Consider the following 14,765-nt stretch of genomic DNA (forward strand, 5'->3'; position numbering starts at 1 on the left):
GGAAAGGAATGCCCCATGCGTGTATTTTATGATCGTGATGCCGATCTCAACCTGATTAAAGCCAAGAAAGTAGCAGTCATAGGTTACGGGGCGCAGGGGCATGCCCACGCGCAAAACCTGAGGGATAGCGGCGTTGAAGAGGTGGTTGTGGCGTTACCGGAGGGCTCCGCCACAATTAAGAAAGCAAAGGCTGATGGCTTTGAAGTCACAACCGCCGCAGAAATTGCCCCGTGGGCGGACGTTCTCATGATGGTAACACCCGATGAGTTACAGGGCGACATTTACAGGGACAGTATTGCAGATAATATCCGCGATGGTGCCACAATCGCTTTTACCCATGGCTTCAGTGTTCACTTTGAGCTTATTCAGCCCAAACCCACCGTTGATGTGGTTATGATTGCCCCAAAGGGCCCCGGCCATACGCTGCGCAATGAGTTCCTCAAAGGTGGCGGTGTTCCCAGTTTGATCGCGGTTTATCAAGATGCCTCCGGAAACGCGCAGGATCTGGCGCTTTCTTATGCCTCCGCTCTTGGCAGTGGCCGCTCCGGCATCATTGAGACAACTTTCCGCGAAGAGTGTGAGAGTGATCTTTTCGGTGAACAGGTTGTCCTTTGCGGTGGCCTTGCCGAGCTTATCCGTGCGGGCTTTGATACCCTCGTTGAAGCCGGTTACGCCCCTGAAATCGCTTATTTCGAGTGCCAGCATGAATTGAGGCTCATCATAGAGCTGATCTATGAGGGCGGCCTTTCCACCATGAACTATGTTGTTTCCAACGCCTGCGAATGGGGGGAATATATGGTTGGTCCGCGCATTATTACTCCTGAAACAAAAAGGGAAATGAAGCGTGTCCTTGAAGAGATCCAGTGTGGCAAGTTCACCTCCGACTGGATGCAGGAGTGTAAGGCAGGTCAGGCCCGTTTCAAAGCAACGCGCCGCCTGAAAGACGAACACCAGATTGAGGCCGTGGGCGCGTCCCTGCGTGAAATGATGCCTTGGATTAAATCTTCCGCACTTGTTGACCGCACCAAAAACTAGTCAAAGGCGAACCTTTAAACTGACTGAAGCCCGTTAAACATGACGGGCTTTCGCTTTTTTTTCTAGTTTGCCCGCCCACAAATTATCCCCCTCCAGCATTCTTGATTTATCATTCTTTTCGTACCCATAAAAACGGGCAGCGGCGGACCGTCCGTCGTCAAGTTATGGGTCGGGATGGGGCTGTTTGGGGAGGTAACGCATCTTCAAAGCGCCCGGTGAAATATGTTCAGGCTTTGCTGTAGGGTCTGGCGGATGCAAGGAGCCCCCCCGGCTTTCGAGAGCAGCGGCAGGAAACTGCACTTTCGACTGCCGTTGGTTACCCCGATATTTCGCATAAAACAATCCCGGGCAAGGCGGAAAAGCCAGAGCCGAAGAAACATTTATATTATCAATGCGCAGGCAATGGCCTGCCCACCTTGCCACACTCGTTACTAACGAGCCCCACCGCGCCCACTGCATGGATCCCATGCGGTGCTAAATCCCGTTTCCTGATAATTTATTGCAACTTGATAACGGGTGCATACCAGTTATTAAGATTAGACTGGCACAGAGGATGTTGAAATGCTCTACACGCCTGAAACATCTTGCAAGCCATTCTCGTTTGGTATACATCCGCATACAACAAACTTATGCTGGCTCGTTTAATCCTTATTACGACCCAGCGTCCAAGCTACATCTAACACTAATTCGCCAGGATAATCATGAGCTTGTACACTGACTACTTAGAAGAAATTGAAAACCGCAAAGCCCAGGGTTTGAACCCCAAGCCGATTGAAGATGGCGCGCTGGTTGCCGAGCTTATTTCTCAAATTAAAGACGAGAAAAACGAACACAGAGCAGACTCGCTCCAGTTCTTCATTTACAACACGTTGCCGGGCACAACCAACGCTGCGGGTGTAAAAGCGAAGTTTCTTAAAGAAATCATTCTTGGCGAAGCAGCTGTTGAGGAAATTACTCCAGCCTTCGCGTTTGAACTGCTTTCTCACATGAAGGGTGGCCCTTCTGTTGAGGTCCTGCTTGATCTGGCTCTGGGTGATGATGCGTCCACAGCACAAAAAGCAGCTGACGTTCTCAAAACACAGGTCTTTTTGTACGAAGCGGACACAGACCGCCTTGCTGCTGCTTTAAAAGCCGGTAATGCTGTTGCAAAAGACATTCTGGAAAGCTACGCGAAGGCCGAGTTCTTCACCAAACTTCCAGATGTTGAAGAAGAGATCAAGGTTGTTACCTTCATCGCTGGTGAAGGCGATATTTCCACCGACCTACTTTCTCCGGGCAATCAGGCGCACTCCCGCTCAGACCGTGAACTGCATGGTAAATGCATGATCACCCCTGAAGCACAGGCGGAAATTCAGGAGCTGCAGAAAGCAAACCCTGATGCCCGCGTGATGCTGATTGCGGAAAAAGGCACCATGGGTGTTGGCTCCTCCCGTATGTCCGGCGTCAACAACGTTGCGCTGTGGGCGGGTAAGCAGGCAAGCCCGTATGTTCCTTTCGTGAACATCGCACCGGTTGTTGCAGGCACCAACGGCATTTCTCCAATCTTCCTGACCACTGTTGGCGTGACTGGCGGTATCGGTCTTGACCTGAAAAACTGGGTCAAGAAGCTGGATGCAGACGGCAAGGCAGTTCTGGATGAAAATGGTGATCCGGTTCTGGAGCAGGCTTACTCTGTTGAGACTGGTAAGGTGCTGACCATCAACACCAAAACCAAGAAGCTTTATGACGGTGATAAAGAGCTGGTCGACATTTCTTCCGCTTTCACACCTCAAAAAGTTGAGTTCATGAAAGCAGGCGGCTCCTACGCTGTTGTGTTCGGTAAAAAGCTGCAGACATTTGCTTCTGAAACACTGGGCATTGAGCTGAAATCCGCTTTCGCACCCTCCAAAGAAATCTCCGTTGAAGGTCAGGGCCTGACCGCCGTTGAGAAAATCTTCAACCGCAACGCCGTTGGCACCACACCGGGCGCAACTTTGCACGCCGGGTCCGACGTTCGCGTGAAGGTGAACATTGTTGGCTCACAAGACACCACTGGCCTGATGACATCTCAGGAGCTGGAGTCCATGGCGGCAACCGTCATCTCTCCAACTGTTGACGGTGCGTACCAGTCCGGTTGTCACACAGCTTCTGTTTGGGACCTGAAGGCGCAGGCCAACATTCCTAAACTCATGAAATTCATGAACAAGTTCGGCCTGATCACCGCACGCGATCCTAAAGGCGTCTATCACGCCATGACAGACGTGATCCATAAGGTGCTCAACGACATCACTGTTGACGACTGGGACATCACAATCGGCGGCGACAGCCACACCCGTATGTCCAAAGGCGTCGCATTCGGTGCAGATTCGGGTACTGTTGCACTTGCATTGGCAACCGGTGAAGCAACCATGCCGGTTCCAGAATCCGTGAAAGTGACCTTTAAGGGCACCATGAAGGATCACATGGACTTCCGCGATGTTGTGCATGCAACACAGGCGCAGATGCTCAAGCAGCATGGCGACAACGTGTTCCAGGGCCGCATCATCGAAGTGCACATCGGCACACTGCTGGCAGACCAAGCCTTCACATTCACCGACTGGACTGCAGAAATGAAGGCAAAAGCCTCCATCTGTATCTCCAACGATGAAACCTTGATTGGCTCTCTCGAGTTGGCCAAGAACCGCATCCAGATCATGATCGACAAGGGCATGGACAACGATGGCAAGGTTCTGGCAGGTTTGATCGCAAAAGCGGACAAGCGGATTAACGAGATCAAGTCTGGCGAGAAATCAGCGCTGACACCGGATGACAACGCCAAGTACTTCGCAGAGGTTGTTGTTGATCTGGACCAGATCAATGAGCCGATGATTGCTGATCCTGACGTGAACAACAACGATGTGTCCAAGCGCTATACCCACGACACAATCCGTCCTGTTTCCTACTACGGCGGCGACAAGAAGGTTGATCTGGGCTTCGTTGGTTCTTGTATGGTTCACAAAGGCGACATGAAAATCGTTGCCCAGATGCTCAAGAACCTTGAAAAAGACGGCGGCAAGGTTGAGTTCAATGCACCGCTTGTTGTTGCTGCGCCTACCTACAACATCATTGATGAGCTGAAGGAAGAAGGCGACTGGGAGATCTTGCAAAAGTACTCCGGTTTCGAATTCGACGATGCACTGCCAAAAGCAACTGCGCGTACCGAATACGAAAACATTATGTACTTGGAGCGTCCCGGCTGTAACCTTTGCATGGGTAACCAGGAAAAGGCAGCAAAAGGCGATACCGTTCTGGCAACCTCTACCCGCCTGTTCAAAGGCCGTGTGGTGGAAGATGCTTCCGACAAAAAAGGCGAGTCCCTGCTGGCTTCTACTCCGGTTGTGGTTTTGTCCGCAATCCTTGGCCGTACACCAAACATGGACGAGTACAAGGCAGCGGTAGAAGGCATCAACCTCACCAAGTTCGCCCCACCTCTCCAGAAGCCTTTGGACACTAAGTCAGTCCACTTCTAAGAGAAGTTTATAACAAAAATGGTGGTCACTATCTTACCACCGTCCTTCGTCACGGCGGGGACAAATAGTGACCACCATTTCTTAAATACCAATCAGCCTCTACCTGTTTCTTCGAGATAGCTCCCCAAAGCGCAGGCTCATTTTTCAACATTGAAACAGTTGTAACATTGCCGTTCAAAGCAGTTTAAATCCTTGCCGCTCATGCCTTGGAAACAACAAGGCAAAGTCATTCTGCCAGTCAGCAATAAGAGGAACCATGGATGTCTCCCGAACTTGATGCGGGGTCCAGTTCCATCTGAGTTAGAAAGAGATTTCCTGTAGGTTCCAAATAATGCAACTTGGTATTCGATCTCGCTCCGGTCAATGGACTTAAGTGGCAAATCCAGCCCTGAAGTGAGTTCAAGTTCTTGAGCCGCTTACAGGGGATGGAATGGGGAAGAGTTGAATTAGCTGTGCAGCACTGGGAATAATTCTGCTTACTCAGTGGCTATATTGTCCCAATAGTTGGAACTTGGCAAAAGCCCCCGAAATACAAGACAAGTGCACCCGAACGTGAAATTTGAACAAGACATAATTGCAGCGCCAAAAGATATTTTGAAAAAGATCTTTGGCTATGACGCCTTTCGCGGCAACCAGCAAACCGTGATTGAGAGTGTTCTTTCCGGTGAGAGCTGTTGTGTTTTGATGCCAACAGGGGCGGGGAAGTCCTTGTGCTATCAGATCCCCGCATTGTGCCGCCGCGGTGTGGGTATCGTTGTGTCTCCCTTGATTGCGCTCATGCAGGACCAGATTGCAACATTGAGGGAGCTGGGCGTGAAGGCCACCTCCATCAACTCTGCACTGTCCTTTGATGAAGTTCAGGAGGCCTATCGGGCTTTGCGTGCTGGCGAGCTCGATCTGCTTTATGTGGCACCGGAGCGGTTGGTTCGTCCGGAATTTGTCAGCCTCTTGGAAGAGTTGAACGCGCGCAACATGGTTGCGCTGCTTGCCATTGACGAGGCCCATTGTATCAGCCAGTGGGGGCACGATTTTCGCCCGGAATACCGTGAGCTGACCAATGTACGGGCGCGGCTTGAGGGCGTACCGTGTATTGCGGTGACAGCGACGGCTGATGAGCCGACCCGCAAGGATATTCAAGATCGCCTTGACCTGCCGCGCTTGATCTCCTCTGGATTTGATCGCCCGAATATCACTTATACGGTTGGGATCAAGAGTAACCCGAAACGTCAACTCCTTGGTTTTTTGAAAGAACGGCCACAAGGGGAAAGCGGCATCATTTACTGCCTCTCACGCAAGAAGGTGGAAGAGACCGCAGCATGGCTTGTGTCAGAAGGCTTGGATGCGCTGCCATATCATGCGGGCTTTGACAATAGTGTACGAGGTGCCAATCAGGACCGCTTCATCAAAGAAGAAGGTCTCATTATGGTGGCCACGGTTGCGTTCGGTATGGGGATCGACAAGCCCAATGTGCGGTTTGTTGCGCATCTGGATCTGCCAAAGAATATAGAGGCTTACTATCAAGAAACTGGCCGCGCTGGCCGCGATGGTCTGCCTGCGGAAGCTTGGCTTGTTTATGGCATGCAGGATGTTGTGCTGCTGAACCAGATGATCGACAGAAGCGAAGCGCCCGATAATCAAAAACAGATTGAACGGCAGAAACTACGGGCTTTCCTTGCCTATTGTGAAACTGCCACCTGTCGCCGGTCGGTCCTGCTGCGGTATTTTGGCGATGAATGTGAGCCCTGTGGTAACTGCGATACCTGCTTATCCCCTCCAAAGACAATGGATGGTACAATTGCGGCGCAAAAGCTCATGTCCTGTATATTGCGAACCGGACAGGGGTTTGGAGCGAATTATGTGATTGATGTTCTCCTTGGCAATACCAATGAACGGATTATCTCCCGCGGGCATGACACCCTTTCTACTTTTAATATTGGCGGTGAATTCACCAAGGTTCAGTGGAACGCAATTGCCAGACAACTGCTCGCAGCTGGCCTTATCTATGCTGACCATGAAGCACATGGCTCTTTAAAAATGACGGCAATGGGCATGGAGTTTTTGCGCGAGCGCCGGACCCTCAAATTGAAGGTGGATCAGCTCGCCAACTCCGCTCGTCTGGAGCGGCGCAGCAAAGCGCCAGCTGCCTCCCAGATCGAGGATGAAGAGGATAGGGCTTTGTTTAACAAGCTGAAAGCTCTGCGCCTGGAATTTGCACGGGAGCGCAACGTTCCGCCCTATGTCATCTTCAATGACAAAACCTTGATCGAGCTGGCGACAGATCGCCCGCAACGCCTTGGGGAAATGCTGGAAATATCTGGAATTGGAGAAGCGAAACTGGAACGGTTTGGAGAGGCCTTTTTAGAGCTCATACGCGATAAATAAGGAAACCCCAAATGAACCGGTTGGCTTAGACCTGTCAGTATTAGGAGGAACCTCTAGGGTTATTTATGGATACCGGTTCGGTGGCCGGTATGACCTCACAAAGAATCTGGAATATTGCCCCAGACTTAATCCGGGGACCGGTTTCACGCGCGATAGAAAACACTTATCGGCAGACTGGTATCATTGCAGGAGGAGCGGGGCAGGGGGGGCTGTGAGGGGGGTGTTCTTTCCAGCAGTCCCACTCATCACCAAAACCGAGGCGCTGGTTCCAACGCGCAGCAGCACTCCTTTGGGAAGCTTGTTCAATTTTACCCGCACGGGAATGCGCTGAGCCAGACGAATCCATTCAAAAGTTGGACTTATGTTGGGAAGAAGGTCAGACCCCGTGCTGCCATCGGTCTGGGATACCCCCCATCCGATGCTCTCCACCTGTCCCTCAATAACTTTGTCCGGATAGGCCATGAGAGTGGCGACAACTTTGTCACCAATGGAAATACGCCGGATTTTTGTTTCTGGAAAATAGGCGTCAATCCAGAAGCTTGCAGCGTCCACAAGCGCGAGTGCCGGTTCATTTTCCACCGTCTGGCTGCCAAGACGCAGGCGCAGGTTTGTAATATACCCGTCAACGGGTGCGGTTACATTTGTAAATTCCATGTTGAGTTCGGCGTTGCGAACCGCAGCTTTGGAAGCCCGTAATTGAGCGTTGTCCTCTCCTGAGGCCCCAAGTGTTGCTTGCACTTGCGCAAGTGTTGCCAGCGCTTCGGCAAGCTCGGCTTTGGTTTGTGCAAGGTTGGCATCCGCCTGTTCCTTGTTGGCAAGGGCCACATGATAATCGGTTTCTGCTTTATCAAAGGCCCGTTGGGTGACGTAGCCGTCCTCCACCAGTTGGCCATACCTTTTGTAATTAGACTCGGTATTTTTAAGGGTGGCAATGGATGCTTTCACCTGTGAGGAGGATTCCTCGATCAAGGATCTGTATTGGGAAACACTTGCTTGGGCGGCTTCCTTTTCCCGCTCCAACGCTTTTAACTGGTCAATTGTGCGGTCAAGGTCCGCACTGCTTTTTGCCAGACTTGCTTGGTAGGTACGAGGATCAATTTGGAAAAGCCGGTCACCCGCCGTTACCCTTTGGTTGTCTTTTATGGGCAGGGCAACAATGGGGCCTGATACCCGTGTTGCGATCTGGATGACGTTCGCCCGAACCTGTCCATCCCGCGTCCACGGGTTTGAAATATACTCATAGTATTTCCAGATAAATGCGCCCAAGGCGATGAGGAGAATACTGCTCGTGAGCGCAAATTTTTGAACTTTACTGAACTGCTTCATATGGGGATTATCCAACTCCCGATTATAGCGCTATAGATCACGGCAAGGCCCACAAATACTGCGGGGGGATAAACAAGGAAGCGGGTAAGGCGGTATCTGTTGAGCATTCGTGATGTTATCCAGCTGAGCAGAAACCCCAAAAGAGCTACGATAAGAAGCGGAGGGAAATAAACATCACCGATAGAAAGCTCACTGGGGATTCCGTTCATTGTCTATTCCCTTAGAATCTGGCTTCTAGAAGCTGGGGCCAATCCACCTCTTTGCTGGAGCGCTTGTAGGTGGAAATAGCCTCGTTAAGCCCGCGCAGACTGCCCAAAAGCCTGTAAAGCTTTAAGCGTTCCTCCAGTAACTTTTCCGTCGAGGGTCTGGCGGTAAAAGTCTCTGAGATTTCAGTAACTAGATGTTTGACTGACTGTGAGCTCTCTCCTGTATCCTCTCCTTGGGAAATGGGGTTCTGGGCTAACTGGTTTAAGAGCGCTTCTAACTGCTGCCTCCAGTTTTGGAAGGCTATGACGTAGTTTGTATTGAGCGCTGGAATGGGCTGCTGGGCGGCAAGAATTCTTGTTCGCAGGGAAAGGGTTTCAACTGCAATCAAGGTGTCCTCCAATCCTTGTTTCAATGACGCACTTTCCATTTGTGCTGCCCATTTTCTTAAATTCTCTGGCGATTTGCTCAGAACGTCCAAGTGGTAACGTCTGCGTAGTCCACTCCAAGGAAAGTATTTTCCTTTTTGGGACTGGCGTTGGGAGTAAACAAGATACTCGGCCGAACTGAAAATGCGCTTAATTCCAGCGATCAATTGTTTTTCAGGTGTAAGGCGGAATGGAAATCTGGAAAGCGCGCCAAGTATCAAGACCGTGAACATCAAAACCAAAGCGGAGTTGGCCGCATTCAAAAAACTGTAGGTTTGCTCATTCGAGATATCTGTAATGGTGATGAACATCAGGAGGCATAATGCGCGGGCCAGTGCCATTTCTGGCTTGTGTAATAAGAGCAGCACCGCAAACACGTATAAAAAGACGACAGGAGCCAGTGTCCAGAAACTATGGAGAGCAGGCATGACAAGAACGTATATGACAGTCGCAATTGCTGTTGATGCTAACCCTGGTAGTAAAAGACTGCGCATTTTCATAAAGGGGTTGGAGGCAAACATAATTCCAAAAGACCCCGCCTGAATCAGTATCACAGGGCCGCTTGGGAAATCGGGAATGTAAATATAAAGGAGGAATGCAGTAAGGAGGCCAAGAGATGCTCTGAGCGCCCCCTTTGCTTGCCCAAGATCAAGGAAGCTTTTCGAAGAATTCGATTTTGCTGGAGTAACTTGTAGGGGAGGCTCAATACGGCCCATGAGGATCCCTGTGATCTGTCTCAGGTCAAAGGTAATCCTTTCAATTGTGTGCAGCTGCTGAATGCAAAGAGAGAAGGCTGCCCTATCAAAGGGGGGGAGATCTCGCGCAATAACCTCCATGGCAGAGAAATCTCTTCGTACGTCGCGTTGTGTGATCCTTTTTGTTTCAAGTAATTCAGATATCTCGGAAAATCTTAGATTGACCTCGTTCAGATAGCTTTCATACCAAGGGATGCGCTGGGCCAAATCATCTAGCGGAATATCTTCGAGGCACTGTCGCCAGACCTCAAGCGCCTCTCCAAGTTCCTGCCAGCTCTGTGAGGATTGCTCCCAATATTTTTGTAGTTCCCAAACCCGATAGCTTTCCAGAAAAGAAACGCGGGAAAGGTCAGTGTAAGCTTCCAGCAGTTTATAGTAGTCTCCCAAGCTCTCAGTAGAGTGCAGTCCCTTTTCAGCAAAATGATGGGGGACGTATCGTGTAAAGGATTTATGGGCGCAGGCACTGAGTTGTTTTAAGGTGATAATGAGGGCGCGTGGAGTTGAGCTTGGCCAGAGCAGTGCCGCGATGAGGCTGTAGACGAGTACGCCTAGTCCGGTTTCCTCCAACCTCAATATTGCGGTATAGAAAGGGTCGTCTGTACTGAAGGTGGCGTCTACAAGAACAATATTTGTCACAAAACCCGCTACAAACCAGAAATATGAATGTCGGGAATGGGCCATCATGTAGGTACAAATAAATATGTATACAGACAGGCTTGCGATGAACCCCCAGCGATCTTGGGCAAAGAGTGCCAGTAGGGTGAGGGATACGGCACCCGCCAGAACAGTTCCTGCAAGACGAAGGGCCCCTTTGTTGAGAGACTGACCAGTTGTATCAAGGGAAATAAATGCGACAGCAAATGCGGCCCACATAGGCTTTTCCCAGCCCATGTAGAGCGCAATTGCATAGGCAATAACCATGGCAAGTGCAACTTTAATAGCTGGCCTGTAAATAGATTTCTTGAAGAGATCTGAAATCTTGGTCTCCTTGAACAATGACTTGGTCAAGGACAACCCTCTCAAAAAAATGGTAAGCGAACGTTATTTCTTGCCCTGAATGTCTGCCTCAGAAAAACTCGGTTAGTGCTTCGTTAGGTTAAGATGCTTCTTTCAGGGAGGGGGGCGGAGAGGCAATCCGCAAAAACAGAACCTGCAGAGCCGCCACCAGCAAGTACGTCGTCATAGCATAAAGAGCGCATCCTAATCAGGCTCTTCAGAGAGCTTTCAAAGAGTACTCATTGGGGAGCAATAGTGATGAAAGTTTGAGATTTTTTGGTTTTTTGAATTTATCATGAAGTGATCAAGTAGCTTAAATAGTGACATATTCTTGCTACTTGACCTCTTTTTGTATTGGTACGAGATTCAAAATTAAAGTTAGAGCACGGCCCGCTCATAGTATGTAACAGTTGGTGGCCCCTGCATAAACTGCAGGAGTTGCTCCATAATTCCATGCTTTGATATGTAATCTATATAGGCTTGGTGGTGGTCGCGTGCCAGCCATTCCTCCAAAAGCATGAAGTTACTTGTCTCAGCATCATAATAGATATTGATGTTCAAAGCTCCGGCAAAACCGCGCGTCCGCTGGAGGTTGTCTTTTAAGAAGTGTTCCAGATCGCCATAGGCGCCGGGTTGAACTTTCATCTGCAATGTCGCTAGAGTTGTCATCTTTGTACTCCAAATTTCAAACAATGAGACCCTAGCTTCTCCTTGGGAGTACAAATACACGGGAAAGTTCAAAAATACCGTTTTTCAGTCAGTTAGTTGTTTCACTTTGGTTTTAGAGGAGTGCGGTTCTCTTTCGTGCCTGCTTGGGCGTTACAGCGTACTTCTCCCGATAGGATTTTATGAAGTGGGAGGTGTTGGAGTAACCGACAGCCATAGCAATTTCCGTCATGGATAGTTCTGAGCTATTTACAAGTTCTTTTGCTCTGCCCAAGCGCTTGTCTTTGAGCCACTTGCTTGGGGTGATGCCGTATAAGCGCTTAAAATCTCGGTTGAAGCTAGATAGAGATCGCCCGCTTAAACTGGCAAAATCCTTGATACTGAAATTGTTTGATAAGTGAGTGTTCATCACATGCTTTATATTTCTCTTGGATTGGGTACTCTTGTCGGCGGCTAAAAAACCGCGAAGCCGGTCCTGTGTGTCCAAGGCTTCGAGAAGCAGGAGTAACTCCAAGAGCTTCGTCTGAAGCAAGCTGTAGGATTTTTCTCCTAGGCCCTGATAAATGAGCTTTATTGTGCTTACGTAATTCGTCAGAACCGGTGATGATTTAACCTTAAAAGGCCTGCTTTGAAGTGGGGCGGCTTTGTCTATATTGGAACAGCTTTGGAGGAACTTGAAAATGGTTTTTTCGTCAAAGAAGAAAAGAACCGCTTCTAAGGGGCCTTCGCTATTTATGAAGTCGGATACCATATGCTGACCTTGGCCCATAAAAAGCATCTCCTCTTGTTCGATGAGAAAGTCTTCATGATCGGCGGAGGTGAATGTCTCACAGCCGGATAGAACAAAGGCAAGACAGGGCGCGTTAGTATAAAACTCGATGTCGCGCATGTCCTTGTGAATGAGCTTATGAAATATAGCTGCGCACCCGTGGGCCATAATTAGCTGCGCTTCTTCCATTTTGTATAGGGATTCTGGAATCAGGAGTGTATTTTCCAAAGTATAGCCAATAATTGAATGCTTCATACACTCCCCATCTCCTGACCAGTAGAATATGTGCACCTGAAGTGAGGGCCTAACGTTTGCTAGGGTAAGCTAGCCCTCTTTGATTAGGTGCAACGCAAACGGATTACTGTTTGTCCAGATGCTGCATTTCTAGGAGTTTTTTATCCGTATTATATTGGCTAAGAGCATAAACAGCCCAAATGGCTGCAGGTATCCACCCCAGTATTGTTATCTGTAAAATAAAGCAGAAGATTCCCTGTATGGGGCGTTTGATTGTGAAGAACACAACAAATGGCAGTAATATAGCCAAGATTAAACGCATTAAATAAACTCCGAACATTGCACAAGCGGAGCACGAGACTCAATCATTCTGATTAAGCGAGCTCCTAGTTTTAAACCTAATAATTTTTAGGGGAAGTTCAAACAGTTTTCCAATGGGAATTAAAGCAGCGCAGATGATGTATACTGATTGTGCGCTGCTTTGTTGCTTAGAAAACTATCAGGAGTTTGGCTTTGAGGCTTCTTCAGCGGTGATGGTCTTTTTACCCTTGCCGCGCTCAAGGCTGAAGTAAACTGGGTTCGGATAGTGGTCCAAAGTTGCACCGCTTGCTGCATCAACACCCATACCAACAAAGCCGCCAATAAGCACATTTCCGGCCATGCCAGCTGCACCTTTACCGCTCACACGAGTGCCAACATTCAAAACTTCGGTCTGATAGCCGGGAGCTGAGGCTGTCAAAGTCATTTCCTGCTTGCGGGAAACTTTAATGACACAAGGACCTGTACATGTATGAGCTGTCGTAGATGTCACTTTGGCATGTGCCGGCTCTACATTGATAACAACGTCTTCGCTGGTTCCACGCACAACTGTGCCGCAACCTTGCAGCATGATGCCTGCGGCAACGATACCGCCAACATAAAATAATTTTGACATGATATTCTCCGTAATGTGTCAGTTGGACTTAGGAGCACACGAAGAAGCTGTCAAAGATTCGCCACATTTTAATTGAGGATATCTAACCCCTTTAGTTATATAGTCTAAACACCGCAATCTCTGGTCTCAAAAATACAATCCTAAGAAAGAGCAGCGGTGTCAGGACACTTGGAAAATGATCCTGAGCGTTGCATGGCCGGTTTCACCGCATCGTGCCGGGAAGAAGAAGGGACAGGATTGGGAAGGAGATGATAATCGCCAGAATAATGAGGTCCAGACTTAAGAAGCGCAAAATACCTGCATAAATCTGGCCGATCGAGATATTGTTTCCAACCACATTTTTGATGACAAAAACATTCAACCCGACGGGGGGAGTGATAAGGCCAATTTCCAGAAGTTTGATGACCACGACTCCAAACCAGATGAGGTCTAAAGAGTAATTGTCCACCAGTGGCAGAATGAATGGCAGTGTCAGAACCATAATTCCTATGGGATCGAGAAACATTCCAAGGGCTAAGTATATAAGCGCGATGCCAAGCATGAAGATCCAAAGCGACATATCCGCGCCGCTTACAGTCTCGACAAGAACCGGAGCAATGCCTGTTAAGGCGACAAAACTGACGAAGATCTTGGCTCCTGCTGCAATGAAGAAAATTGCCGAAGTCTGAATACATGTTTCTTTAAAAGAGTCCCAAAGGCTTAATGCGGTGAGCTTTCTTTGAACAAGGCCGACGCTTATGGCGAGGGCCACGGAAATTGCCGCAGCCTCGGTTGGGGTAAATATGCCGCCATATATTCCGCCAATGATAATGGTGAAGATGAGCAGTGCAGGCCAAGCCTGAGCCGCGCTTTGCAGCTTTTGTGAAAGGCTTAATTCCAACTGAGTTCCTTGGACAAGAGTAGGATCTTTGCGAACCCAGAAAAAGATAACCAGCAAAAACCCCATTAAGGTGAGCAGGCCGGGTATGATGCCCGCCAGAAACAACTTACTAATGGATGTCTCAGTAAAAATTCCATAGATGATGAACAGGACGCTTGGGGGAATGAGAGAGCCAAGAGTTCCCCCCGCAGCTACACTGGCTGTCGCCAGTCGAGGATCATAGCCCATCCGTAGCATTTCTGGTGTGCAGATGCGGCCCATCGTGGAGGCGCAGGCGATGGAAGAGCCGGTAATTGCTGAAAAACCACCACACCCGATAATCGATGCCATCGCAACTCCGCCAGGTACCTGAGTGAGCCATACCCGCGCTGCATGATAAATTCTGGTTGTAATTTCCGCCCTATAAGAAATATGCCCTAATGCCACAAAAAGCGGAATCATGCTCAAGTCATAGGAGTGGATCAGGTCGAAAGAACTATTAAACACGAGGGACGATGTGGCCTTGATCGCTCGTTCCGGCATGAAGCTTCCGGTTCGGAAAGCAAAAAGGATGAACGTGGCAAGGCTGGCGACACTTGCTAGGGCAAAGGCGATGGGAACTCTCAAGCCAAGTAAGACCAGAACAGCAATAAACGCCATAACGCCAATACTAATAGGATCCATGTTGT

General features: G+C 49.3%; 11 protein-coding genes. 3 read left to right on the plus strand and 8 right to left on the minus strand.

The window, feature by feature from the left end; translation table 11 throughout:
• Nucleotides 1-15: 15 nt before the first annotated feature.
• The 3 genes from ilvC to recQ all read left to right on the plus strand — a co-directional run bounded on the left by ilvC (nt 16) and on the right by recQ (nt 6,905).
• Nucleotides 16-1,035 carry a ketol-acid reductoisomerase gene (gene ilvC, locus P6574_RS05965; protein ID WP_310619460.1) on the plus strand — a complete coding sequence of 340 codons (1,020 nt, stop codon included), beginning with the start codon at nt 16-18 and terminating at the stop codon, nt 1,033-1,035.
• A 701-nt stretch (nt 1,036-1,736) separates the two neighbouring features.
• Nucleotides 1,737-4,523 (plus strand): bifunctional aconitate hydratase 2/2-methylisocitrate dehydratase, encoded by a 2,787-nt coding sequence (locus P6574_RS05970; RefSeq protein WP_310619461.1) that lies wholly within the window; start codon nt 1,737-1,739, stop codon nt 4,521-4,523.
• Between the two features lie 552 nt (nt 4,524-5,075).
• The gene (gene recQ, locus P6574_RS05975) at nt 5,076-6,905 is read left to right on the plus strand and encodes a DNA helicase RecQ (protein WP_310619462.1); all 1,830 of its coding nucleotides are present in this window, start codon (nt 5,076-5,078) and stop codon (nt 6,903-6,905) included.
• Between the two features lie 180 nt (nt 6,906-7,085).
• Here recQ and P6574_RS05980 read toward each other — a convergent pair whose 3' ends face one another.
• The 8 genes from P6574_RS05980 to P6574_RS06015 all read right to left on the minus strand — a co-directional run bounded on the left by P6574_RS05980 (nt 7,086) and on the right by P6574_RS06015 (nt 14,760).
• A complete protein-coding gene (locus P6574_RS05980) occupies nt 7,086-8,231 on the minus strand; it encodes an HlyD family secretion protein (RefSeq protein ID WP_310619463.1) in 1,146 nt (381 codons plus the stop codon).
• On the minus strand, nt 8,228-8,440 hold the full coding sequence (locus tag P6574_RS05985; protein ID WP_310619464.1) for a DUF1656 domain-containing protein: 213 nt from the start codon (nt 8,438-8,440) through the stop codon (nt 8,228-8,230). Before P6574_RS05985 ends, P6574_RS05980 begins: the two co-directional genes overlap by 4 nt.
• Before the next feature lie 11 nt (nt 8,441-8,451).
• Complete coding sequence (locus P6574_RS05990; protein WP_310619465.1) at nt 8,452-10,626, minus strand: FUSC family protein; 2,175 nt, start codon at nt 10,624-10,626, stop codon at nt 8,452-8,454.
• Nucleotides 10,627-10,992: 366 nt separating this feature from the next.
• Entirely contained in the window at nt 10,993-11,283 is a 291-nt protein-coding gene (locus tag P6574_RS05995) for a putative quinol monooxygenase (RefSeq protein ID WP_310619466.1), read from the minus strand.
• 112 nt (nt 11,284-11,395) lie between these two features.
• Entirely contained in the window at nt 11,396-12,304 is a 909-nt protein-coding gene (locus P6574_RS06000) for a helix-turn-helix domain-containing protein (protein WP_310619467.1), read from the minus strand.
• A gap of 103 nt (nt 12,305-12,407) precedes the next feature.
• Complete coding sequence (locus P6574_RS06005; RefSeq protein WP_310619468.1) at nt 12,408-12,623, minus strand: YqaE/Pmp3 family membrane protein; 216 nt, start codon at nt 12,621-12,623, stop codon at nt 12,408-12,410.
• 159 nt (nt 12,624-12,782) lie between these two features.
• Nucleotides 12,783-13,217 (minus strand): translation initiation factor 2, encoded by a 435-nt coding sequence (locus P6574_RS06010; RefSeq protein WP_310619469.1) that lies wholly within the window; start codon nt 13,215-13,217, stop codon nt 12,783-12,785.
• A 202-nt stretch (nt 13,218-13,419) separates the two neighbouring features.
• Entirely contained in the window at nt 13,420-14,760 is a 1,341-nt protein-coding gene (locus tag P6574_RS06015; RefSeq protein WP_310619470.1) for a TRAP transporter large permease, read from the minus strand.
• Nucleotides 14,761-14,765 lie beyond the last annotated feature (5 nt).

Origin of the sequence: Pseudovibrio sp. M1P-2-3 (assembly GCF_031501865.1) — a bacterium.
Classification (GTDB): Bacteria; Pseudomonadota; Alphaproteobacteria; order Rhizobiales; family Stappiaceae; genus Pseudovibrio; species Pseudovibrio corallicola.